At 42.8% G+C, this 22,808-nt stretch carries 23 protein-coding genes; 10 read left to right on the top strand and 13 right to left on the bottom strand.

Annotation, left to right across the window (positions count from 1 at the left end; translation table 11 throughout):
• Nucleotides 1-33: 33 nt before the first annotated feature.
• Nucleotides 34-1,083, top strand: a complete 1,050-nt coding sequence (locus V7K67_RS28290; RefSeq protein ID WP_334731760.1) for a hemerythrin domain-containing protein — start codon at nt 34-36, stop codon at nt 1,081-1,083.
• A gap of 81 nt (nt 1,084-1,164) precedes the next feature.
• Here V7K67_RS28290 and V7K67_RS28285 read toward each other — a convergent pair whose 3' ends face one another.
• Nucleotides 1,165-2,349: a M20 family metallopeptidase gene (locus tag V7K67_RS28285; RefSeq protein ID WP_334731771.1), complete on the bottom strand. Its 1,185-nt coding sequence runs from the start codon at nt 2,347-2,349 to the stop codon at nt 1,165-1,167.
• A gap of 236 nt (nt 2,350-2,585) precedes the next feature.
• Nucleotides 2,586-3,149 carry a pentapeptide repeat-containing protein gene (locus tag V7K67_RS28280; protein ID WP_334731759.1) on the bottom strand — a complete coding sequence of 188 codons (564 nt, stop codon included), beginning with the start codon at nt 3,147-3,149 and terminating at the stop codon, nt 2,586-2,588.
• 271 nt (nt 3,150-3,420) lie between these two features.
• Between V7K67_RS28280 and V7K67_RS28275 the strand changes: the two genes are divergently transcribed.
• Entirely contained in the window at nt 3,421-3,588 is a 168-nt protein-coding gene (locus tag V7K67_RS28275) for a hypothetical protein (RefSeq protein WP_335169375.1), read from the top strand.
• Here the strand turns inward: V7K67_RS28275 and V7K67_RS28270 are convergent.
• From V7K67_RS28270 to glsA, 5 genes are all read right to left on the bottom strand, one after another.
• Complete coding sequence (locus tag V7K67_RS28270; RefSeq protein WP_334731757.1) at nt 3,550-5,310, bottom strand: serine/threonine protein kinase; 1,761 nt, start codon at nt 5,308-5,310, stop codon at nt 3,550-3,552. The two genes, V7K67_RS28275 and V7K67_RS28270, sit on opposite strands and share 39 nt — an antisense overlap.
• A gap of 262 nt (nt 5,311-5,572) precedes the next feature.
• The gene (rpsU, locus tag V7K67_RS28265; protein WP_012407716.1) at nt 5,573-5,761 is read right to left on the bottom strand and encodes a 30S ribosomal protein S21; all 189 of its coding nucleotides are present in this window, start codon (nt 5,759-5,761) and stop codon (nt 5,573-5,575) included.
• 226 nt (nt 5,762-5,987) lie between these two features.
• On the bottom strand, nt 5,988-6,314 hold the full coding sequence (locus tag V7K67_RS28260) for an RNA recognition motif domain-containing protein (RefSeq protein WP_179065315.1): 327 nt from the start codon (nt 6,312-6,314) through the stop codon (nt 5,988-5,990).
• Between the two features lie 553 nt (nt 6,315-6,867).
• Complete coding sequence (locus V7K67_RS28255; RefSeq protein ID WP_334731756.1) at nt 6,868-7,047, bottom strand: hypothetical protein; 180 nt, start codon at nt 7,045-7,047, stop codon at nt 6,868-6,870.
• Nucleotides 7,040-8,023: a glutaminase A gene (glsA, locus tag V7K67_RS28250; protein ID WP_335169372.1), complete on the bottom strand. Its 984-nt coding sequence runs from the start codon at nt 8,021-8,023 to the stop codon at nt 7,040-7,042. The genes V7K67_RS28255 and glsA overlap by 8 nt, the downstream gene beginning before the upstream one ends.
• 900 nt (nt 8,024-8,923) lie before the next feature.
• On the opposite strand from glsA, the gene V7K67_RS28245 reads away from it, so the two are divergent.
• Nucleotides 8,924-10,027: a septal ring lytic transglycosylase RlpA family protein gene (locus tag V7K67_RS28245; RefSeq protein ID WP_334731754.1), complete on the top strand. Its 1,104-nt coding sequence runs from the start codon at nt 8,924-8,926 to the stop codon at nt 10,025-10,027.
• A 277-nt stretch (nt 10,028-10,304) separates the two neighbouring features.
• Nucleotides 10,305-10,457, top strand: coding sequence for a hypothetical protein (locus V7K67_RS34605; protein ID WP_442943948.1), 153 nt, complete (start codon nt 10,305-10,307; stop codon nt 10,455-10,457).
• Here the strand turns inward: V7K67_RS34605 and V7K67_RS34600 are convergent.
• Nucleotides 10,435-10,749: an AAA family ATPase gene (locus V7K67_RS34600; protein WP_442943947.1), complete on the bottom strand. Its 315-nt coding sequence runs from the start codon at nt 10,747-10,749 to the stop codon at nt 10,435-10,437. The genes V7K67_RS34605 and V7K67_RS34600 overlap by 23 nt on opposite strands.
• 137 nt (nt 10,750-10,886) lie before the next feature.
• Nucleotides 10,887-12,089, bottom strand: a complete 1,203-nt coding sequence (locus V7K67_RS28230; protein WP_334731752.1) for a phosphoglycerate kinase — start codon at nt 12,087-12,089, stop codon at nt 10,887-10,889.
• 89 nt (nt 12,090-12,178) lie between these two features.
• Between V7K67_RS28230 and V7K67_RS28225 the strand changes: the two genes are divergently transcribed.
• Nucleotides 12,179-12,586, top strand: coding sequence for a universal stress protein (locus V7K67_RS28225; protein ID WP_179069103.1), 408 nt, complete (start codon nt 12,179-12,181; stop codon nt 12,584-12,586).
• Nucleotides 12,587-13,047: 461 nt separating this feature from the next.
• On the opposite strand, the gene V7K67_RS28220 is transcribed toward V7K67_RS28225, so the two are convergent.
• The 4 genes from V7K67_RS28220 to V7K67_RS28205 all read right to left on the bottom strand — a co-directional run bounded on the left by V7K67_RS28220 (nt 13,048) and on the right by V7K67_RS28205 (nt 16,187).
• Nucleotides 13,048-13,194, bottom strand: a complete 147-nt coding sequence (locus V7K67_RS28220; protein WP_334710644.1) for a photosystem I reaction center subunit IX — start codon at nt 13,192-13,194, stop codon at nt 13,048-13,050.
• 103 nt (nt 13,195-13,297) lie between these two features.
• Entirely contained in the window at nt 13,298-13,777 is a 480-nt protein-coding gene (locus V7K67_RS28215; protein ID WP_334710643.1) for a Photosystem I reaction center subunit III, read from the bottom strand.
• A 691-nt stretch (nt 13,778-14,468) separates the two neighbouring features.
• Nucleotides 14,469-14,666 carry a hypothetical protein gene (locus V7K67_RS28210; protein WP_334731751.1) on the bottom strand — a complete coding sequence of 66 codons (198 nt, stop codon included), beginning with the start codon at nt 14,664-14,666 and terminating at the stop codon, nt 14,469-14,471.
• 300 nt (nt 14,667-14,966) lie between these two features.
• A complete protein-coding gene (locus tag V7K67_RS28205; RefSeq protein WP_334731750.1) occupies nt 14,967-16,187 on the bottom strand; it encodes a photosystem II q(b) protein in 1,221 nt (406 codons plus the stop codon).
• 822 nt (nt 16,188-17,009) lie between these two features.
• Between V7K67_RS28205 and V7K67_RS28200 the strand changes: the two genes are divergently transcribed.
• The 5 genes from V7K67_RS28200 to V7K67_RS28180 all read left to right on the top strand — a co-directional run bounded on the left by V7K67_RS28200 (nt 17,010) and on the right by V7K67_RS28180 (nt 22,738).
• Nucleotides 17,010-18,113, top strand: a complete 1,104-nt coding sequence (locus tag V7K67_RS28200; protein WP_334731749.1) for a response regulator — start codon at nt 17,010-17,012, stop codon at nt 18,111-18,113.
• Nucleotides 18,114-18,259: 146 nt separating this feature from the next.
• Nucleotides 18,260-20,938 (top strand): ATP-binding protein, encoded by a 2,679-nt coding sequence (locus V7K67_RS28195; protein WP_335169368.1) that lies wholly within the window; start codon nt 18,260-18,262, stop codon nt 20,936-20,938.
• A gap of 369 nt (nt 20,939-21,307) precedes the next feature.
• On the top strand, nt 21,308-21,676 hold the full coding sequence (locus V7K67_RS28190) for a response regulator (RefSeq protein ID WP_292781778.1): 369 nt from the start codon (nt 21,308-21,310) through the stop codon (nt 21,674-21,676).
• Between the two features lie 654 nt (nt 21,677-22,330).
• The gene (locus V7K67_RS28185; protein WP_334710639.1) at nt 22,331-22,453 is read left to right on the top strand and encodes a hypothetical protein; all 123 of its coding nucleotides are present in this window, start codon (nt 22,331-22,333) and stop codon (nt 22,451-22,453) included.
• A gap of 57 nt (nt 22,454-22,510) precedes the next feature.
• Nucleotides 22,511-22,738 carry a hypothetical protein gene (locus V7K67_RS28180; RefSeq protein WP_334731747.1) on the top strand — a complete coding sequence of 76 codons (228 nt, stop codon included), beginning with the start codon at nt 22,511-22,513 and terminating at the stop codon, nt 22,736-22,738.
• Nucleotides 22,739-22,808: the final 70 nt, after the last annotated feature.

The raw sequence follows: 22,808 nt of genomic DNA, 5'->3' as shown, positions 1-22,808 counted from the left end.
AGAATTACGAACACTTTGCCGAGGAGAACACCGATGGTAGCTACATTAGATGATACGAAACGCAATGCTATTGCTGTAAAATTGGCAAGTCTTAAAGCAATCCAACAGTTGGTCATCGAAAATGAGCAATTACTTTTGAGAGAAGGACTTGATGCCGAAATTGCCGATCGCATCCGAAATTTCCTCATTGATGACGAAAAAAATCTTGGCATTCTCGAAACTGTAATTGGTCAGTATGGCATTCAAGCTGAATCCAAGAAAACTGTTACACAATTCATTGAAAAAGCTCGTGAATTGTTCAAAGGTTCTGAGTTGAGCCTGTATGAAAAAGTATCTCAGCATGAATTGCTGAAACATCAATTAGTAATGAGTGGCTTGATAGTTCACAAAGCTGCTCAAAAAGTTGGCGCTGATGTGTTGCTAGCGATCGCACCTTTGAATACCATTAACTTTGAAAACCGCGCTCACCAAGAGCAACTCAAAGGCATTCTGGAAATTCTGGGTGTCCGCGAACTCACTGGACAAGACGCAGATCAAGGAATTTGGGCACGTGTTCAAGATGCTTTGGCCGCAGTCAGTGGTGTGGTAGGTAGTACTGTCACCCAAGCCAGCGACAAAAAGGATCTGAATATCCAAGATGTCATCCGCCTCGATCACAACAAGGTAAATACCTTATTCACCGAATTACTACAAAGCAACGATCCGCAGAAGATCCAAGAATACTTCGGTCAAATTTACAAGGATTTAAGTGCCCACGCTGAAGCTGAAGAGGAAGTAGTCTACCCCAGAGTACGTCCTTTCTACGGTCAAGATAACACCCAAGAATTGTTTGATGAACAAGCTCATGCCAAGCTGGCGTTAGAGGAAATTAAGGCTCTTAGCCCATCTTCACCGCAATTCAAAGAGAAAGTTAAACAGTTGATGGACGCTATTGGCGATCATACTCGTCAAGAAGAAACCACAATGTTTGCTGCCATTCGCAATAACTTAAGTACTGGGCAAAGTGAACAACTTGCTACTGAATTCAAAGCTGCCAAGACTAGAATTCAACAAAAACTTGGTGTTGTTACCGAATCGAAGTAGGATGCTTTTAAGCTTTCTATATCCACTAAAAAAGGTTAGTTAAATAAAAACTCCCAGCAGATAAGCGCTGGGAGTTTTTATTTACAAATTTTGCTGACAGTATTTATAAGCGGCATAAGCCATAGTTACAACCCCGGTGATAATAGCAGATTCATCAACTTCAAATTGGGGATGGTGTAATGGGTGATTAATGATTCTTTCTTTGTAGCCTACACCCAAGCGAAACATCGAACCAGGGGCGTGTTCCAAATACATCGAAAAATCTTCAGCACCAAGAGAGGGTTCGGGTAAGACTTGAACGCGATCGCTACTCCAAGCTTCTTCGGCGGCTGATTGTAACAATTGTGTTAGGGTATAATCATTTTGGACGCTGGGTACACCCTGGCGATAATTAACTTGATAGTTTGCTCCGTAGGTATGGCAAACATTAGATACAATATTTTCAATCCAGTTTGGGAGATGGGCACGGGTTTCGGGATGGAGCGATCGCACGGTTCCCAACAACTGCACTTTATCAGCAATTATATTTGGCGCTCTGCCACCATTAATCTTTCCGATACTCAATACTACAGGACGCAAAGGATTTTGTGTCCGGCTGATGGCTTGTTGCAGTGCAGTAATAACTTGGCAAGCAATCCAAATCGCATCAATGGCCTCATGGGGACGCGCCCCGTGTCCAGATTCTCCCATAATCAAAATCTCTAAATCATCAGCGGCGGCTGTCAAAGCCCCATAACGTACACCAATAGATCCTGCGGGTATAGAAGGGAAAACATGAACCCCTAATACAGCCGAGACATTTTCCATTGCCCCATCTTTCAGCATCCAGCTTGCCCCTTGGGCAATTTCTTCAGCTGGCTGAAATAAAAACCGCACTTTCCCACCCAATTCCTCAGCCAATTGGGACAGCACCATTGCCGTTCCTAAGCCCACTGTGGTGTGGACATCGTGACCACAAGCGTGCATAACACCATCTGCACGAGAGGCATATTCCAAATTAGTCCCCTCTTGAATTGGCAAGGCATCCATATCGGTGCGAATTGCCAATAAACGGTCATTTTGGCTAGTGCCTTGGAGTTCTCCAATCACGCCCGTTTTACCAACTCCTTCTTGTACGTGCAGACCACTGGAAGACAAAACACCAGCTACGAAGGCTGCTGTTTGGTACTCCTGACCGCTGAGTTCTGGGTGAGAGTGGATGTGGCGGCGAATTTCAATTAAGCGAGGCGCTAGTTTTGCTGCTAAGTCTTTTATATGGGTAAGCATGGATTCAATTAATCTATAGGCTTTTTTCCCATGATAAAGAATTGTTAACAAACAAAATGCTTTTGCTATACCAGGATAGTTGATAGCAAGCAAAGGGGCGGAGGAGGATGAGGGAGATGAGGGAGATGAGGGAGATGAGGGAGATGAGGGAGATGAGGGACAAATAATCAATACCCAGTCCCCAGTCTCCAGTCCCCAGTCCCCAATGCCCAATGCCCAATGCCCAGTGCCCCAATCTATTTTGAATAGCAGGTTGTGCCTAAAGTATTTTCGGGTTTGAACTGGTTACATTCTCTGGTCTTTTGACGCTCTGACGACCAGTCATAAATCATATCGGAGGTGACGACACCATTAGCCAGAGTTGTTAGTCGGAAGTTAGCCCCCCGAAAATTAGTAAACTCCAATTTGGCATCTTTTAAGTTTGCTGCTTCTAAATTGGCGCTAATGAAACCTGCATAAGATAGATCGGCACTTTCCAAGGATGCTGATTTCAAATTTGCTCCTGTTAGGGAAGCACCGCTGAGATTCGCCTCATTCAGAACTGCACCTTCTAAATTTGCACCAGTGAGATCGGCATTGGTGAGATTAGCTTGAGATAATGTAGCGCGACTCAAGTCAGCCCCTCGCAAATTTGCTCCAGTTAGATTCAGTTTAGTTAGGTCAGCACCACTCAAATTACACCGGGGACAGGCACTTGTTGCCTTCAACTGATCCAAGTCTAGCTGATTTAATGCAACGGCCTGCTCTGCAAACCCAAAACAAGTTAACAGGGCGACGGTAGCAACAATTTTAAGTTTCATATTTTTTACTGATATTTACAAAAATGACAAATTACGCACACAGCGTACTGTCATACTTACATATACCGCTTCTCTAAGGAAGAACAGGGATGAAGCCTTCATTAAGAAGCTGTAAAAATACTATAAATTCTAATGGTAAGACTACTCAAACTGAAATATAGGCTATAGAATCGAGTCGTAAGGAACTATACCGAACCAATTATAGACTACCACATATGTGATCCCCCTAGCTCGATGAAAAATACGACTAGGGGGATCTTGTTTTTGGGGATTGGGGACTGGGGACTGGGGACTGGGGACTGGGGACTGGGGACTGGGCTTGTCTCCCTCATCCCCCTCATCTCCCTCATCCCCCTCATCCCCCTCATCCCCCTCATCCCCCTCATCTTCCCCTGCTCCCTCATCGCCATCCCAAAAGGCGCAATCCAGGGACAATTAGGTAGTAACTCGCTCCTAACCATAAGCTGATGAAGAAGCCCACAGAACCAAAAAAAATCAGAGGCGAGTATAAGTCTGACCAGGCTGGTTGACTAGTAAATTGGAAGATGGGAGGTGCTAACTTCAAAAGAATCAAAACGGCATAGGCGATCGCACTTCCAAAGGCCGAGAACACCGCGTATACTATATGATGGCTGCGAAGTCCTAAGCCCAAGGTGAGTAAGCTAGCTGCTACTAAAATCACTGCCACTAAGCCCTCGCCGCTGTCTTTTGGGGTGATTAATTGCAAAATCAACCAGCCAAAGCCGTAGCTAATCATGCCCATCAGGGATGCTACTAAAAACCGCCGCCGTTGGCCAAAACACCCCGATACTGTCAGTCCCCAAGCGGTTCCCCAGCCTGCGGCAACGAACACCAAAATATCTGCCCCAAAGACGGGTTGAGTATTTGGCACTAATTCCTTTAGCTGACTCGAAATAGATTCCACAAACTGACGTCCTAAGCTGGTGTGATAGGCCAAAATAAAACCAGCGATCGCACCAAAACAAGCGCCGATACTACTCAATATCATTGCCCAAATCGTCGCCAAACAAGCTCGGAAAATTTTGATGATTGTCTGAGCAATAAAAATAATGGTTTTGGTGACAGCTTGGCTAAAGTTAGCTAAAAGTTGCTCAATAGCTTGTGTTAGCAGTGTAAATCTCTGGGAAACTTGGGTTGAGGTTTGCTTAATCTTGTTTCGCAGTTGGGCAAACAACCCTAATGGCGGTAATGGTTGAGAAATTTTCGCCAAACGTTTTTGAATTATAGCTGCATTTGCTGGACGCGATCGCACATCTTCCTGTACCATCTCATCCAGCAAATCTGCTAGTTGGGGGTTGACATTCACCCCAGTTCGCCAGCGTAATTTCCCCGTTTGCTGATCTTCTAACTCTAGCGGGTATTTGCCTGTTAATAGTTCAATCACCGTTCGACCAAGGGCATAAAAATCGGCACCTGGCCCGACAATACCTCCAGTTACTTGTTCTGGTGGACTGTAACCAGAAGAAAATAAGCGGGTGGAACTAGACTGAGAACGCAGCTTAGAGGGGGTAAATTGTTTTGCCCCGCCAAAATCAATTAGTACCAAGCGATCGCCTTCTGTTGACCCTTGAGACTGGGTTACAGATGGCGAAGATGTTCCCAGCATTAAATTAGAAGGTTTAATATCTCGGTGAATAATCTGACGTTTGTGTAATTCTTGTAAAATCTGTAGAGATTGGGCAAACCAATTTAAAACCAAATCCTCTGGACACCCTTGGGGAAACTTTTTTAATATCTCCTCTAAAGTCCGCCCATTGATTTTTTCCATTACCAGACAAGGTAGTTGGTGCGGTTTAGGATTAAACAGGTTTAAGTTAAAATACCCATCGGCATCAACTGTGGGCACACCCGGATGCTGCAAGCTAGATAAAACCGCCGCCTCTTGGGTAAATAATTCCAGTGCCTTTGGCGAATCTTCTACCAACACTTTCAGTACTTTCTCAGTTTGAGTTTTTTCATCCCAAACTGTGTAGATTTGAGCAAATCCTCCCGATCCCAAGGGTTGAAGTGGAACATAGCGGTCTAACAACTCTAGCGGTGCGCCACAGCTGTTGCAAAATTTGTTTCCCCAAGGCTGAGGATAAGGACGTTGACAATCAGGATTTATGCAGTGAACCGCACTCTGAGTGATGTGGGACACAACCGCTACAATACAAAGGCTGACTTGATTTTAGCGTTTCTTGAGGTTTCCTGATTTTAAAATAGGCAAAAGGAAAACCCTCATAGATTTTATGAGGGCATTCGCTTATATTTACAGCAGATTTCCAAGAAGGTGAATTACAAAAGCTAAGTCTCAAAGCAAGGTATAAAGCCTGTTTTACTTCTGTTAGCCCATTCTGAATTCTGTTAGCGCAGCGGGGCGTAGCCCATTCTGACTCCTGAATTCTGCTGTATGTCAGCCCTTAATTACGAAAACTTCTCTTACTTTGTCTGTGCTTGGCAACTTCTTTGCGCTTGCGTTTTTCTAGGGGTGTTTCAAAATGACGATGCTTTCTCATGTCTGGAAAAATTCCAGCCTTGGAAACTTCTCGCTTAAATCGTCGTAAGGCTGACTCAATGTGTTCATTGTCACCTACAATTACTTGGGTCATTATTTCTCCTAACTAAGTTGACTTTATCAATGGCTATGGGGACATTCAGGAGTGCTGAGTAACCCCATAGATAAATCTAGGGGATGGTTACAGAGCTTGTCGAATTATTGAAATAATGACAAGCACTTGTTTTTGGGCACTCAGCACTGCTTTGGTAACATTACAAAAAAAAGACAGACTCCTTGTCTGACCTTAAGACTTTAGGTAAATTTTCTTGTTTCCAAAGTTAGTAGCGTCCGCCACGTCCGCCACCGCCACCGCCGTATCCTCCTCTGTTACCGCCACCAAAGGAACCTCTATCACCTCTGTCTTCCTTGGGTTTAGCCTTATTCACTTTCAGGTCACGACCCATCCACTCAGCACCATCGAGGGCTTCAATGGCAGCGGCTTCTTCAGCTTCAGTTCCCATTTCCACAAAAGCAAAGCCTCGCGGACGACCTGTTTCACGATCAGTAGGTACTTGAACTCGCTTTACAGTTCCATATTCTGCAAAAATACCACTTAAATCTTCTTGTGTAACGTCATAAGAGAGGTTACCTACATAAATTGACATCGATTCTCTCCAAAATCATCACTGTGTAGAGATTTTAATTTCTCTGAGAAGTCTGTAAATACTAAAAGGAAAAAGCCTTTCAATACTAAAACCAAAGACATCACTGAATTAACTCTCCTAATCATAGGATGACATACGAGCCAACTCTCTGCATCCAGTAGATAGTTAATTAGTGACGCGATCGCACCTACGCGATCGCCTGCCCCACTGACCCTAAGTACAGTCCACCACAAAACAGGGTTGGAAATAGAAAATAAATTCTGTAGGTTGATATAGGAAATCAGGCATACAGGGGCGCATCTTTAAGATCCGAATTGAATGTTTGACTGCATTAACCATGAAGCATTACTCCAAGATTTTAATATGAAAGGCAAAGTCAGGCAACAAATATATTTAACAATTCAAAATTCAAAATGACGCTCGATAGCGTAGCGTTAGCGAATCTTTGAGCGTCTGACTCGCTCTAAGCGAAGCCATGCCGTTCGCGTTCGCGTCTCTGAAAGAGAAGGCTTTACGCTGCGCTAACAAAATTAAAGACATTTTAGACGGGGATTTAAACCCCGACTGAAATGGGTGCTACATGTAGATTGCAGGTTCTTAAACCCTTTAATTTACGATAAAGTGCTAACTTATTTTCCTTTGAATAATCCCCAATCCCCAGTCCCCAGTCCCCAATCCCCAATCCCCAGTCCCCAATCCCTAATCCCCAATCCCCAACCCCCAGTTCAATCAAATTTCGCCTCTTGACCTGAACAATCAAATAGATGTAAACCTAAGCGTTGGGAAAGTTCTTCACACACCTTTACCCCCCGCACACTATTACCACGCACATCCAGCAGCGGCGAAAAAACGCCAATGCCCATCTTATTAGGTACAACGGCAATAATCCCACCACAAATACCACTTTTCGCCGGAATACCAATTTTATAAGCCCACTCACCTGCAAAGTTGTACATTCCACAGGTATACATCACACTGAGAATATCTTTGATGTAACGCTTATCTACCGCCCGATCTTTGGTAATGGGGTTAATACCTCTGTTAGCCAGGGTAGCTGCCATCACGGCTAAGTCTTGGCAATTTACCATCACAGCACACTGCTGAAAATAAAGATCCAGCGCCTCTTCTATGTTCCGGTCAATCATGCCAAAGTTGAGCATCAGATGGGCCATTGCACGGTTCCGATGCCCGGTACTACGTTCTGAGGTAAAAACTGAAATATCAACGAACACGTCGCGGCCAATATATCGCCGGAACATATCTAGCATTCGGTTGAGGCGTTCGGTGGGGCCGGAACCTTTGATTAAGCTGGTGGTTGCGATCGCTCCAGCATTTACCATTGGATTATAAGGTCGCTTCGATTGCTCATCCAAAATAATCGCGTTAAATGCATCCCCTGTCGGTTCCACGCCAACTCTAGTCAAAACGTAATCTAGTCCATGATCTTCTAAGGCCAGTCCATAAGCAAATACCTTGGAAATTGACTGAATGGTAAAAAGTTGCTCGTAGTCTCCAACTTGATAAACCTGACCATCTACTGTGACAATGCAAATGCTGAACAAGTCCGGGTTTGCCTTTGCCAATTCGGGAATGTATTTCGCTACTGCACCCTCCTGTACTGACTTGTACTGTGAATGCAACTCCTTAAGAACAACTAATAATGGCGATAGTTCTATTTCTAAATCCCCTTGATGTGCTTGGTTTGTCATCAGGCTGATAGCATTTCCCAAAATATTCACTATATATAATAGGGGTCTACAGCCATACATCCCTACAATTGCAAAGATTTTGGCAAAAATAGCTTGCTCTCAAAAATCATGCTTGAGCAATTACTGAGGGTATAAAAGAGCTATTGTAATTTTTGATACGTATGGAATCTGTTATGCAAGCGATCGCAAAGATTTCCTCATTTTTTCATGATTAATCACAAAAAATATTAACTTGAGTATCTTCCTTTATTTTATACTCAGTAATACTGTTGTTGCGTGTTATATATATTACTTATTTTCATCTAGTCATGGAAAATCAAATTTATGATTAATGTACGTAGAACAAACCTTGAAAAAGAGATGAAACTCAACCTGATTTGCATAAATATCCTAGATGTAACTCATATCACGACCTATTCATAGAGAAATCTAAATATTTCATTAAATAAGTGATTTTGAGTATTTATGCCGATGCCATTTACTTAAAGGTATATTAACTTCTTATAGTAAATAGAGAAAATACATGTAATATAAAATACACGGGTAGTTGCGAGCCTTTAGAACCAATGTGAATGGGGTATCGTCACTTTAGCGTGCAATAAGGATAAAGTTTTTTTAAGAAATTTTTGACTTGTTGAAAAAAGCGTTACATAGCCAAAGTCCTCATTTGAGAAAGGTTTCACCCTGAAAATGAGAATTGAAATTTGAAAAAGTGGCCAATAATTACGCTAAAACCCTGATCCCCAAGCCGAAAGGTTCATGTTAGTCTGTTGCAGTTATAAATAAAAAGTGAAAGCGGAACGAGTTCGAGTTTTTCAGAAGGGAAGTCACTTTTACAAAGTGATAAATCCCGCAAATTATAAAACTTTTAAGTTCTACAGACGCTTTAAAAACGGACGCATGAATCAAAGACATTTGTGGACTATTGTTGCCCTGTTTATGACTGTTTTGGGTATACCCTCAGTCGGTTGTACTCAAACCACCAAGGGAAATGCGCTAGCATCCCAAAAATCACCTATCACTCCTATCACTGATGTTGTGAAGGTGGGAGAGTATCAATCAACAGCAGGAAAGCAAACCTTGGATGCTGTGATCACAGAAATTCATCCTCACAACGTTGGAGGACGTAAGGCGGCAACTCTTTTTATCAAAAATATACCTGTTCTCACATTTTTGAGTTCTGTATCAAATACGAATCTTGAAAGTAGAAAAGTTGGTGAAGTTGGAAATGCTGGGGGCGTACAATCGTACGCCCTTATTGCTAACAACTCATCAAAGGCAGTGAGTACTGAGAACGCAATGGCTGTGAACAACCAGATTAGCTCTGCTGACGATGACCCGGTTCAGATAGCTGGTATAATAGCCGCTAAGATCAATCAATTAAATCGGGAAAACGTGGACGGCAGCAAGATTACCGTAAGTTGGAAAGCGGGGGAAAAATCTACAGTTGCTAATCAAGCGCAAAATAAAAGCGCTCCTGTCCAGCAAAATGGCGATCGCTATGTCATCAAAATTAATGGCGAAGAATTGGTCGAAATCAATGAAGGTACGCGATTAGCAGGTACCACCAACAATCTAGCGCAAGATGCATTGCAAGCAACCAATCGCCTACGCAGACTACTAGGCAATGCCTCTCCCTTAAAAGAAATTGCGAATTTACCATTATCAATACCGAAATTGCCACGAGAGATTTCCGTCGGCGGAGTGCGAATCTCTTTCGGAGGTATGGCCTCCTATTACGGCTATGATGGCTCTGGTAATCGTACCGCTAGCGGTCAGAGGTTCAATCCAGAGGAAATGACTGCTGCCCATCGTAGCTTACCCTTTGGTACACAAGTTCGTGTAACCAATACCAGCAATGGTCGTTCTGTAGTGGTACGGATTAATGACCGAGGCCCATACGTTCGCGGTCGAGTTATAGACTTGTCAGCTGGCGCGGCTCGAATTTTGGGAATGATGGGTAGCGGCGTGGCACCAGTACATATCGAAGTCTTAGGAAATTAATTGAGTAGGGAATAGGGAAGAAAGTTAATCAATACTTCCCACTCCCCAGAATAAGTAGTCGGAAATAATTAATTACGCAGTCAGGAACCTCAGCCTCATGCCTTTAGGCTGAGGTTCCTGACATACTTCTTTAACTACTACCTCACTGGCAATACGGTTCGGATAAGGTTTTTTGATGACAAGCCTGATTATTAGACATCTCCAGAAATTAAATATGCTTTACCCATAACCCTTGTAGAGACGTAGCACTGCTACGTCTCTACATTGTTTTTCGGAGATGTCTATTGTAGAGACGGCGATTTATCGCGTCTCTTGCCTTAACCGAACCGTATTGACCTCACTGGGCGACTCGCCAACATCAGCCCATCCACCAGGTAAAGTCCAGCAGCCGTCTGCTCGTTCCTTGACTAAAAATAAGGTGCATCTTTAAATAAAAGAGCCAATCTGCCATCAATTGTTGGCTCCGACTCCACTTTTTCTAACTGAGGAACACGGCTAGCCAGTAACTTCAAAATTTTAGATAAAGTTTCCTGATGTTCATCAGCAAGGTATTGAACTACATTGGCAATTAGGCAATCTGATAGGAAACCTATCACATCAAAAAAAGTAGTTTTGCCACTACCATTAGGCCCAAGAAAAACGGAAAAAGGTTTGATATCCTTTAGGGTAATATTTTGGAGAACCCTATAGTTTTTGACTGAAATTTCTTCAATTCTTGCCATTACAACATCACTTCTATAACATTGGTCGCATGGTTGCAGAAATATTAACAAAAATAGCAAGGGTACGGTATGCTGTACCCCTACTAAATTTGCGATCAATTAAGCTGATGTTAACAATAGCTTAAGAGCTAGCTTTTTTACGCATCATCTAAAGCTGCAATTCCAGGCAACACCTTGCCTTCAAGTAACTCCAAGCTAGCGCCACCACCGGTAGAAATGTGGCTCATTTGGTCTGCTAAACCAACTTTTTCCACAGCCGCTACTGAGTCACCGCCGCCGATAATGGTGGTTGTGCCAGTTTTGCCGATTTCGGCGAGAGTATGAGCGATCGCTTCTGTACCCACCGCAAACTTATCAAATTCAAACACACCCATCGGCCCGTTCCAAATTACCGTTTTGGTATCTGCAAGGGCATCTTGGAAAACTTTCACCGAATCGGGCCCAATATCCAAACCCATCCAACCATCGGGGATATTTTCAATGCTAACGGTTTGAGAATTGGCATCAGGGGCAAAGTTATCTGCCAATACCACATCTGTGGGCAGCAATAAAGCAACGCCCCGTTCCTTAGCCTTAGCTTCCAAAGATTTCGCTAGTTCTAGCTTGTCTTCTTCCACCAAAGACTTACCAACATTCAAACCACGGGCTTTGTAAAAGGTGAAAATCATCCCACCACCGATGATCAGCTTGTCGCACTTCTCCAGCAACGTTTCAATCACACCAATTTTACTGGAAACCTTGGAACCGCCAATAATTGCCGCTAAAGGACGTTGGGGATTTTCAATGGCATTTTGCAGATATTGCAATTCCTTCTCAACCAAATATCCAGCCACAGAAGGGCTGAGGAATTTAGTCACGCCTTCAGTAGAAGCATGGGCGCGGTGTGCAGTACCAAAAGCATCATTTACATAAAAATCAGCATTAGCTGCCAATTTCTTCGCAAATTCAGGGTCGTTTTTCTCTTCTTCTTTATAAAAACGGACATTTTCAAGTAACAGTACTTGGCCATTTTGTAGGGCGCCAACTTTAGCTGCAACTTCATCGCCAATAGAGTCATCAGTTTTAACGACTTCTTGCCCCAGTAACTCCGACAGACGCTTGGCAACGGGAGTTAGGCGTAATTTGTCATCCACACCTTTAGGACGGCCAAAATGGCTGGCGAGAATGACCTTAGCACCCTTCTGCGTCAAATCTTGGATGGTTGGTAGAGCGGCACGAATGCGAGTATCGTCGGTAATGTTGCCTTTATCGTCCACAGGCACATTAAAGTCAACCCGCACTAAGGCACGTTTCCCAGAGATATCAGCCGAAGATAAACTTGCTAAACTTTTTTTGGACACACCAAACTCTCCTGATTGCCTTTTTGTTATTGTTTTGAAAGTAGAACCATCAAGATTTTACCGGAGTCAGGGGTACCCAAGTGACAGATATATTTAAGACAGTATTATTTCCTATCGATCAAAGCCGGGAAACGCGGGAAGCTGCTGACGTTGTTACCAACGTAGTTAAAAAGTACAGCAGTCGCTTAGTGCTGCTGTCTGTGGTAGAAGAACCGCCTCCAGACGCACCTAGCGCAGATCCGATGGTGTCACCAGAGGTAGTTGCCAAACTACTAGAAAATGCCCAATCTTTATTTTCTGGGCAAGGAATTCAATCTGAAATTCTGGAAAGGCAAGGCAAACCAGCTTTTACGATCTGCGATGTCGCTGATGAAATTGGGGCCGATTTAATTATTATGGGCTGTCGGGGACTAGGCTTGACTGAAGAGGGAGCAGATGATAGTGTTACCACTCGTGTGATTAACCTTTCCCCTTGCCCAGTGCTGATTGTGCCTTAGCTGTAGTCAAACAATTTTAGATTTTGGATTTTAGATTGATTCCAGCAATCAAGTCATTAGCGGGTGCATCCCAGTTTTTAGGTGAATTCTAGTAATAAATTTAAAAAAATATCCAATATTGTAGGGTGTGTTAGTGTCGAGAGTACGGCACCATCTTGAGCTAACGTACCCTACGATTAATGGATAATTTATTTTTTGATATTTTCTAAATAAGGGTTTGAAAATTTATCAAGAAAGGCAGAGGGAAGAGGGCAGATCGCTTTTAGCGTCTCCCCCTGGGAGAAGGCAGAAGGAATACTGCCCTCTGTTCTCTGCTGTTACCAAAGGGAACAAGGGTTTAAGACAAGAACACCAAATTTTCTTGTTTTGTGGTTCCCATTAAGTACTGTGTTGAATCCCCTTCTAAATGGAACCTTCTGCCTCCTGCCTTTTGCCTTCTTCAATAGTAGAAGTCAACGGAGTTACGGTAGAGGATGGAAAAAAGTCCCATATTGTAACCCAGGAAAAATGGAATTTAATTCAATGAAAATCACTGCTAAAATAATCACTGCTAAGGTAGCAACGACAGGAAGCATTGTGAGATATTTCAACAAATAACGTGACTCCATGTTTTTCTCCTAAATCAACTAAGTTTACATTTACAAGATGTCATTTTTACTCGGTTTATTGACAGTTGATAGTTCATCACAAACCATCAACTGTCAATAACCTTTAGCGAATTGAAATCGGGATTTCTTCATCCTTGGCAACTAATTCACCACTGAGAAATTCTTGAACTGCTGATGCCGGCCAAGCAAAAGCCAATATCATACATTTGACGAACACTGGCAGATCGATAAATATTTCTTTTTCTTCTGGGGAACCAAGTTTTTGAATTGTCCGCAAATAGGAACGACCAGTCCAGCCAATCCAACCAGCAATGTAGAGAAATATCACTATGGGAGTCAGCACGTCAAAGGCAAGGCTGAGGCGGTCAAGAACTAAATGAGGTAAACCATCCTCGCCACAAAGTAACCGAGAATAAGCCTTTAATGGCTTTGTCGTGTAATAACTATCAGGTGCATTTTGCACTCGTTCTACAAATGCAGATGATTCGGTACAAGGTACTAATGTAGTGTTCTCCGCTAAAGCTGTGGGGACAACATTAAGCCAGAGAAAAATTACCAAAATTAAAGCAAATATTCGTTTCATAATTTTGTCCTTTGCTTAGTTAGGATGAACAATGGCCACCGTTCAATTTGAATTTACGAGTTAGGAGTTTTAAATTTATCAAGAAGAATTCAGGAGTCAGGAGTCAGAATGGGCTAAACGCCCCGCTATCCATGTACAGAATGAATTTTGATCGAAAAAGCGGATAGCGCAGCGTTAGCGAGTATTTTCGAGTCGCGTCTTGATTCTGACTCCTGAATTCAGAATAGCTGAATTCTTCTTCAAGGCTCTTAACTTTTAGAAAAACAGTTGTAAGTATGTGCCCGATATTGAGTTGGGAAAAAAGGTTTTCAACAACATTACAAGCACAGAAAAAAAGGCGATTGCAATATTCCCAACTATGGGAGCAATAATTGTCTGTTTCAGAAAATCTAATTTGGGCATGGGGCATGGGGTATGGGATATGGGATATGGGATATGGGATATGGGATATGGGGTAGCGCCCCCATGAGCGACTGGCTAGCGTCGGCTATGACGACTTTAAGCAAATGGCGTCATTGGAAGAGGCTCCAGGGGCAAATGGAAAAAATCTACTACAATTTTCCCCCTGCTCCCCTGCTTCTTAGCGAGTCCGCATTTAGGAAAAAATGAAGTAAGAACTTGTTTTTTAAACTTCATACTTCATCCTGACATTTTCCTATGACAACGCTCTCATGATGTAGTCAAAATAAGGTCATAGTTCGACTGCATCTTCCTCACTCATCAAGGATATGGCTTCTTCTTGAATGCAGCGCGTAGCCTTGATATTTCTGAGAGGAATTTCTAAATTGTTGTACATTTTCTTAGGTAATTCCAAGAAATAAATTATCCCGCTTGAAGTTGCTGACTGTTGACCGAACAAAGCAAAAGTAAAAAGTAAAAAGGCACTCATAAAGAAAAAGGAAAATGGTCACAAGCCCCTAAATTTATTTATGGAATGAAATAAAAACATTTATTTCGAGACGCGCAGCGCGAGAAATAATACGTCCGTGATTATTTCCCCTAAATATATTTATGGGGATTATCTTTTTACTTTTCACTTTTTACTTTTTAATGTGAACAGTGGGATATTTTTTATTTGTCAGTCCCTTAATACCAATCGTGCCAACTTCTTCCAAGGGTTTTTCACTCCCTGCCAAGATAGAAGTTGACAAGAAGCTGTCTGGCGCTCATTTGGCGTTGAATATCGGGACTACGGCTCCGGTAATGATAAACTCAACGGCACTGCTTCCTCTGTAGTTAAATCTTCAGAGAAGTGATAATCTCGGCGATCGCTTTCACCTGCCACTTTTATCCCCAAATCAGCCCAATCAATTGTGTCTGCCCAAGTGTGAATAACTCGTCCTTGGCTTTTGATTTCTGGCTGCTCAAATGTGAGTTTTTCAAAGTTAAATGCAGCGACATCAACCCCTAAGGCGGCAGACCAAATTCCTGCTACTGGAAAAGCCGCTAGGAAGAAATGCAATTTGCGAGAATTAGGAAAATTTGCCCGCCGCCATCCCAACCGCCCAAGATAGAATTGAGCAGACCTAAAGTTGTAGGTTGGATGTTTTTGACCGAGTTTGTATCCGACATTAATCGATTCTGAGTCGCTTTCGTTGGTACGAATCAAGGTCGATGTCACCAAGGAACCATGCATCGCACTCAGCATTGCACCACCTAATACCCCAATCACCCCTAACTGATGTAAGGGACTCATCAGAATATTGTGATCTGCTTGAAACTGCAACATGAAGTTAAAAGTACCAGAAATCCCTAAAGGCATTCCCGCAGAAAAACTGCCTTGCCCAATTGGGTAAATTAAGAATACAGAGACGGAAGCAGCAACGGGAGCAGTGAACGCCAGAGAAATCCAGGGACGCATCCCTAAGCGATAGCTCAATTCCCATTCCCGATCTTGGTAACAAATGATGCTAATCACAAAGTGCAGCACAATCATTTGATAAGGACCACCGTTGTAAAGCCACTCATCTAAAGAAGCAGCTTCCCAAATGGGGTAAAAGTGCAAACCAATCGCAGCCGATGTCGGTACTACAGCGGCTGAAATGATATTATTGCCGTCGAATAAAGCACCGGAAATTGGTGAACCCATTCCGTTCATGTTTACTGGCGGAGCAGCAATAAAAGCAATGATGAAAACAATGGTGGTTGTTAAAACACAAGGAATCAACAGTATGCCAAACCAGCCAATATACAGCCGATTCTCAGTACTAGTCACCCATGAACAAAACTTTTCCCATAAACTAATCTTTTCGCGTCTTTCTAAGATGTTTGTTGGTATTGTTTGAAGATTGTGATTTGCAGGCGTAACCTTCACCCCATGGCAGTTAACATCGGTGGGAGCCGCTGCTCTGACTGCCTCGTCTACGCTAACAGTCGAAGTTGCAATTATGCTGTCTGACTTTGGCGTCATGTTACATAGATCCTTGCATAATTAAATAGGAATTCTCTATCGCCGCAGTTTCTAAAACCGGAGACGACAGAATAATCTTTTGCACTCAAACCAAAGCCGTTGAGACAAAAACTACTTCAAGGTCGATGAAAAGGAACATAAAATAAAAACATGAAGAACCAATGAAGGAAGTTCATATTTTCATAAAAGTTCACAATATTCATCAGAAGGGTCAGAGGGAAAAGACCTACCCCTAGTACAATAAGTCAAAAGTCAAAAATCAAAAGAAAGAATAGCCATACCATAAGCCTTTTACCAATTCCAGATGGTCTGTTTATTTACGCCATGTTCTACTAGGACTACATAGAGGTATACAAAAATCAATATGTAAGTCACATTTTAATTATCAAAATAAGTCAACAAATGTAAATTTGGTTGAAGCTGTATAACTTTTGCGTCAAAGAATAGTCAATAATGATTTTGAATTAGACTTGTTCGATACAAAGCTTTCTGTTCACCAAAGATGCTAGTACTCCAAGGCAGAATTCGTAATTCGTAATTCCTAATATTGCAAGAATTTCATTGATTTTCAATGCTTGCTCTGTTTGCACTGTGCTGTGCTAGTAGTATATGTGGTGAACAATTGGCAGATTTTTTCTGAGGTAAAACTTTTCTACTTTGATTGTTGCTAAGGGACTGCCAAGGAAAAAAAATAGCCAATTTTTTTTTGCTAGTCTAGGCATCTTGCCTATCTTATGTAATGATGTATTTCTGGGAGTTCCCTAATTATTTGTTTTCCCTCTGATGAAGTCCTAGCTTTTAGGTACAGTAGGGTGATATGGAATGAGAATTTTACTAGTTGAAGATGACGAGTGTATTGCCAAAACACTTGAAAATGTTCTTGGTAATCAACACTATGTAGTTGATATTGCTGCTGATGGTCTGCTTGGTTGGGAGCTAGTAGAAGCTTTTAGCTATGACTTAATTTTGCTAGATATCATCCTGCCCAAATTGGACGGCATAAAACTTTGTCAGAGGTTACGTTCCCATAACTATCAAACACCTGTACTGCTACTGACAGCCCAAAATTCTAGCACTCACAAAGTGATGGGATTAGATGCAGGAGCAGATGACTATGTTGTTAAACCTTTTGAACTCTCGGAATTATTAGCTCGAATTCGTGTTTTATTGCGGCGACGAAATTCACCCATGTTGTCAGTGATGAAATGGGAAAAACTGCGTATTGACCCTGGTAGCTGTGAAGTGACTTATGGTTGTCATGGTTTGAATTTAACGCCTAAGGAGTATCGCTTACTGGAGCTTTTTCTGCGTAACGAGCATATTGTCTTCAGCCGCAGTGAAATTTTAGACCACCTCTGGTCTGTAGAAGAAGCACCCAAAGAAGATACGGTGACAGCTCACATCAAAGGTTTGCGGCAGAAACTAACGCAAGCTGGCGCACCAACTGATTTTATTGAAACAGTCTATGGTTTGGGTTATCGTCTGAAAGTATTTGCAGATGAAGAAAAACCCTCTGTAGCCTTAAGACAGACAAAACAAAGCCAAAGCAAAAGGAAGCCACAGATTAGGGAAGCATTAGCAGTTGTGTGGGAGAGGCTGAAAGTACACAGTAGCGATCGCTTAGAAATTCTCCAACAAGCCTCACTCGCGTTACAAGCCAACAATCTCTCTGAAGAATTACGGAAAAAAGCATATCATGCAGCACATAAGCTAGGGGGAGCTTTAGGCATTTTTGGCTTTGCGGAAGGTTCACGCTTGGCTAAACACATAGAGCAAATATTGCTATCCCAAATTACTCTTGACCAAAGTGAGGTATTGCATCTTCGCCATTTAGTAGAACTTCTTTCTGGGGAACTACAGCAGCCGGCGTTTAGAGAATTAGATAAAGTCCTTTGCCATTATGTTCTAGACGATGTGGGTGAATAGGACTGGGGACTGGGGACTGGGGATTGGGGAAGATGAGGGAGATGAGGGCGATGAAGGGGATGAGGAGCAGGGGAAGAAATTCTTCTCAGTTTCCAGTCAACAGTCAACAGTCAACACTCAGCACTGTTTCTTGAGACAACTGACAGATGACAAAAGACAAAAAACAAAAGCCTATCGACTCCTTAGAAGCGCTGCTACATCGGATGATGAACCGCATTCGTCAATCCCTAGAGTTGCCAGCAATCCTCTCAGGAACCGTTGCTGAAGTACGTGTATTTTTGGAGACTGATCGTGTAAAAGTATATCGTTTTGATGCAGATGCTAGCGGTGAGGTTGTGGCTGAGTCGGTTAACTGCGATCGCTTACCATCTCTACTAGGGCAACATTTTCCCGCTGAGGATATTCCATTTGCAGCTCGTGAGTTGTTTTTGAAAGCTCGTCAGCGCTCAATTGTGGATGTTGCAGCCCAGCAAATTGGGCTGAGTCCCTTAGATTCTTCGGAAACGACCGAGCCACTTGATGAAAATGATATCCGGTTTCGAGTTGTAGACCCATGTCACGTAAAATACCTCACCTCAATGGGAGTGCAGTCTTCTCTGGTGGTGCCAATTTTGCATCGTGACCAATTATGGGGGTTGTTGGTATCTCATCACAGTTTGCCGCGAGAGGTGAGTGAGCGGGAATTACAGGTAGTGCAACTGGTTGCAGATCAATTATCAATTGCGATCGCTCAGAATACCCTCCTCGAACAAACCCGCGCCCAAGCTGACCAAGAAGCCACAATTAACCGCGTGGCCAAACTACTGCATTCCATGACCGAAATGCAGTTACAACAAGCCCTGGAGTTGACTGTATCTGCTTTACAGGCTGCTGGTGGCAGAATTTATATCGCTCCCCAAAACCCAGGTGAGGCGGCTCAGGTGTTTAGCTATGGGGATTGGGGAAGAAGCAGAGGAGCAGGGGAGCAGGGGAGCAGAGGAGCAGGGGAGCAGGGGAGCAGGGGAGCAGAGGAGCAAAGAATAACAATGCCCAATGCCCCATGCCCAATCCCCAATCCCCAGTCCCCAGTCCCCAGTCCCCCATTCCTCTTCGAGGAGCATCCCGGTTGGCAAGAGTGTTTAAACATGGAGCCGACTGTCGAGAAGGGAAAACTAGTCTGGGCAATTACTGATTTATATCAAGCCGCACTACAGTCAGACTTGGCACAGGCGTTTTTTGATGCTGGGATTCGCAGCTTATTGGTTATTTGCTTGCAATATCGGCAGCAGATATTGGGTTACTTAAGTATTTTTCGCTATGAAATAGACACAGAGACTCTGTGGGCACGACGAGTTGACCGTAATGATTTGCGACATCAGCATCCGATACAATCTTTTGAAGTATGGCGAGAGTTAAAGCGAGGTCAAGCCCAAGAATGGAAAACCGCAGAAATTGAACTCGCTCAAGCTTTGGGCAGTCACTTTGCGATGGCAATTCATCAGTATGAACTCTATCAGCAAGTTCACGCGCTCAATGCTGACTTGCAGCAGGATATTGAAGAACGCAAGCAGGCTGAGAAAAAAATCTCTGCCTTGAATGCCGAACTAGAGGAGCGAGTACAGGAGCGAACGGCGGAGTTACAGCGTGCTAATGAAAGATTGCTGCGGGAAATGAGCAAACGCGAACGGGCACTACGCGCTCGCCAGCAAACACAAGCCTCTCTAGAACGCCTCAGCCGACAGAGCGAGTTAATTTTGAACTCCGCAGGTGAGGGAATTTACGGTTTAAATTCCCAAGGTAAAATCACTTTTGTTAATCCAGCAGCAGCTAGAATGCTTTTATCTGGGGTGACAGAACTAAAAAATCAGTTGATGCACAAGATTGTGAACCATTCCCAACCCGATGGCACTCCCTATTGCTGGGAAGAAAATCCCATTCACGCCACTCTGGAAACTGGGGCAGTACAACATATTTCTGATGATATATTTTATCGTTGTGATGGGTCGAAATTTCCAGTTGAGTATGTAAGTACACCAATTAGAGAACAAGGCGATATTGTCGGAGCAGTAGTCATCTTTAAGGATATTACCGAGCGACAGATAGTCGAGCAAATGAAGGATGAGTTTGTCTCAGTGGTTAGTCACGAACTACGGACACCTCTCACCTCAATTCGCAGCGCCTTAGGTTTACTAGCGCGTGGTTCCTTGAACGATCAACCAAAAAAAAGTCAGCGGATGCTGGAAATTGCCTTTGATAACACTAACCGTTTGGTGCGTCTGATTAACGACATCCTTGATATTGAACGCATCAATTCCGGTAAAGCAACGATGTATAAACAGACTTGCAATGCAGCTGACTTGATGAGTCAAGCAGTGGACGAAATGCGGGCAATGGCTGAAAAAGCAGAAATTAAGCTAGAATTAACGACCCTTTCAGTGCAGCTATGGGCAGATTCAGACCGCATCATCCAGACACTCACTAACTTACTCAGCAACGCGATTAAATTTTCGTCTCCAGGTTTTACAGTTTCGTTGAGCGCCCAAGTAGAGACTAGGAAAGAAATAAATACAGACACAAAAGGGATTGGTTCTTCTTCTGACCCTTGCCACTCCAACATCCTATTCCAGGTAAAAGACCAGGGGCGAGGAATTCCTGAGGATAAATTAGAAACAATTTTTGACCGTTTTCAGCAAGTCGATGCCTCTAACTCACGTCATCAAGGGGGAACTGGCTTGGGATTAGCAATCTGCCGCAGTATTATACAACAGCACGGAGGCCAGATTTGGGTAGAAAGTACTTTAGGGGAAGGTAGTACATTTTATTTCACATTACCTATTAGTCATTAAGTAGATAGGCATGTAAACAAATATAAAGCTTATGTAGAGTGTGTTAGGCGTCAGCCGTAACGCACCATGATTGAAAGCTGGGGTGCGTTATTTTCGTCTAACACACCTCTAACACACCCTACTTGAATTAAGTAGTAAGACAAAATTAATTACACAAATTTCTACCTGAAACCCTTATGTAGCTTGAAACCTAATGTGTAAATATTTCTGTCCGATTACTTACCTATTCGTTTTTTGATTATTTTGCGTAAGTCCTGACCAATTTGAAAAATGACTGCGACAGATGGATACCAGTAAATTTTTCTCTGTGAGAATCACTCGCATTCACAATCCAAAATCTAAAATTTAAAATCCAAAATGGGATAACAAATGAACAAGCGCATCTTGATTATTGATGATGAAGAAGATATCCGAGAAACCACTCAGATATGTTTAGAGATAACTAATGAATGGGAAGTGCTGACAGCTGGTTCTGGTAGAGAAGGTTTGCTCAAAGCTGCTTGTGAACATCCAGATGTGATTCTCTTAGATGTCATGATGCCAGATATGGATGGCTTGACGACGTTGGAGAATCTGCAAGCAAATCCCCAAACCCAGAATATTCCCGTGATTTTATTAACAGCAAAAGCACAGGCTGCTGAACAGCGTCAGTTTACTCAACTAAAAGTGGTGGCAGTAATTACTAAGCCTTACGACCCCTTTACTCTGTCTGAACAAGTGGCGCAGGCGTTAATATAGCAATCCTATACCCGGATTTCTCACCACATCTCAATAATTAAATAAGTAATGAGTAATGAGTAATGAATCTTACTTATTACTTATTACTTCGCCCGTGAGGGGAGCAGGGGAGAGTTCAATCTGCCAAGTTCAATCCCTTCTCTCCTTGTGAGAAATGCGGGTATAGCGATTTGCAATCGTGTGGAGTACAGACAATCCGTAGGGGCCCACAGATATGCATGGGTGTCAACTTAACGTGAAAGCTATCTCCTGCAAGGAACTGAAGTTCCTTGCTAATAGCAAAAGTCATCTAAAGATGACTAAAATATCTCCAAAAATCTTGAGTCTACTTCAGTAGACTTTAGCTATTAGCCTTGAACTTTAGTTCAAGGCGGGTGACGAAGCCAATAGGTAAGCTATTTCTAGCTTAAGTTGACACCAATGACAGCTGTGCTACCCTACCGTGTATCTCATTAAAATGAAAATCGCTATATTTGATTTGTGAGAATTGCAACCCCAAAATCTCCGACTTCGTAAAAATTGTCGGGGATCTTGTGTCTCACGAATGTGTAACTATTTTTCTTTTTCTTTATCATTCTTCATTAGTTTTTCATATTTTTTGCCTACCCTATGAGAAGAAGCTGGCGATCGCAAGCCAGAAGGTAAATATTAATAGTGAAAACCCGACGCATCTTACTGATTGAGAATAAAAATGCTATTCGGGAAGTGACTCAGCCTTGCTTGGAGACAGTAGAAGGCTGGGAAGTACTGACGGCGGTATCGAGCCAAGAAGCGTAGGCGTAGCCCGCCGCAGGCATCGCTAAAACAAAGACGCAAACAGTTGATGTTATCCTTGTGGATCTCGATACTTTTGCCTCCGATAGAAACTTATCGACAATTTTGCACCAACTACAGAACAACCCCGTCACCCAGGATATAACTGTAATTTTGTTAACGACGACATTATCATCTAAGGAACTAGAACAATTTACCAAATTGGGGGTAAGAACTGCGATCGCTAAACCTTTCGATTTTATAACTCTAGCTAGCCAAGTTTCAGCAGTGCTGGGCTGGAATCGATAATCAACAACAGATAGCTACACAAATGTAACCTTTCATTAAGAAAGTATTATTCTTCATGGGTTCTTCATTT

The organism is Nostoc sp., assembly GCF_036917155.1.
GTDB lineage: Bacteria > Cyanobacteriota > Cyanobacteriia > Cyanobacteriales > Nostocaceae > Nostoc.
Note: the sequence above shows the minus strand (reverse complement) of the source record. Positions and strands in the feature narration are given on the sequence as shown.

What these genes read in the sequence shown, in the direction of transcription:
- V7K67_RS28245 (WP_334731754.1), top strand. Translation starts at nt 8,924, where the DNA reads ATGAATCAAAGACATTTGTGGACTATTGTTGCCCTGTTTATGACTGTT.
- V7K67_RS28190 (WP_292781778.1), top strand. Translation starts at nt 21,308, where the DNA reads ATGAACAAGCGCATCTTGATTATTGATGATGAAGAAGATATCCGAGAA.
- V7K67_RS34600 (WP_442943947.1), bottom strand. Translation starts at nt 10,749, where the DNA reads ATGGCAAGAATTGAAGAAATTTCAGTCAAAAACTATAGGGTTCTCCAA.
- V7K67_RS28220 (WP_334710644.1), bottom strand. Translation starts at nt 13,194, where the DNA reads ATGGAGTCACGTTATTTGTTGAAATATCTCACAATGCTTCCTGTCGTT.
- V7K67_RS28210 (WP_334731751.1), bottom strand. Translation starts at nt 14,666, where the DNA reads ATGAGTGCCTTTTTACTTTTTACTTTTGCTTTGTTCGGTCAACAGTCA.
- V7K67_RS28280 (WP_334731759.1), bottom strand. Translation starts at nt 3,149, where the DNA reads ATGAAACTTAAAATTGTTGCTACCGTCGCCCTGTTAACTTGTTTTGGG.
- V7K67_RS28195 (WP_335169368.1), top strand. Translation starts at nt 18,260, where the DNA reads ATGACAAAAGACAAAAAACAAAAGCCTATCGACTCCTTAGAAGCGCTG.
- V7K67_RS28285 (WP_334731771.1), bottom strand. Translation starts at nt 2,349, where the DNA reads ATGCTTACCCATATAAAAGACTTAGCAGCAAAACTAGCGCCTCGCTTA.
- V7K67_RS28260 (WP_179065315.1), bottom strand. Translation starts at nt 6,314, where the DNA reads ATGTCAATTTATGTAGGTAACCTCTCTTATGACGTTACACAAGAAGAT.
- V7K67_RS28205 (WP_334731750.1), bottom strand. Translation starts at nt 16,187, where the DNA reads ATGACGCCAAAGTCAGACAGCATAATTGCAACTTCGACTGTTAGCGTA.
- rpsU (WP_012407716.1), bottom strand. Translation starts at nt 5,761, where the DNA reads ATGACCCAAGTAATTGTAGGTGACAATGAACACATTGAGTCAGCCTTA.
- V7K67_RS28200 (WP_334731749.1), top strand. Translation starts at nt 17,010, where the DNA reads ATGAGAATTTTACTAGTTGAAGATGACGAGTGTATTGCCAAAACACTT.
- glsA (WP_335169372.1), bottom strand. Translation starts at nt 8,023, where the DNA reads ATGACAAACCAAGCACATCAAGGGGATTTAGAAATAGAACTATCGCCA.
- V7K67_RS28290 (WP_334731760.1), top strand. Translation starts at nt 34, where the DNA reads ATGGTAGCTACATTAGATGATACGAAACGCAATGCTATTGCTGTAAAA.
- V7K67_RS28215 (WP_334710643.1), bottom strand. Translation starts at nt 13,777, where the DNA reads ATGAAACGAATATTTGCTTTAATTTTGGTAATTTTTCTCTGGCTTAAT.
- V7K67_RS34605 (WP_442943948.1), top strand. Translation starts at nt 10,305, where the DNA reads ATGTCTATTGTAGAGACGGCGATTTATCGCGTCTCTTGCCTTAACCGA.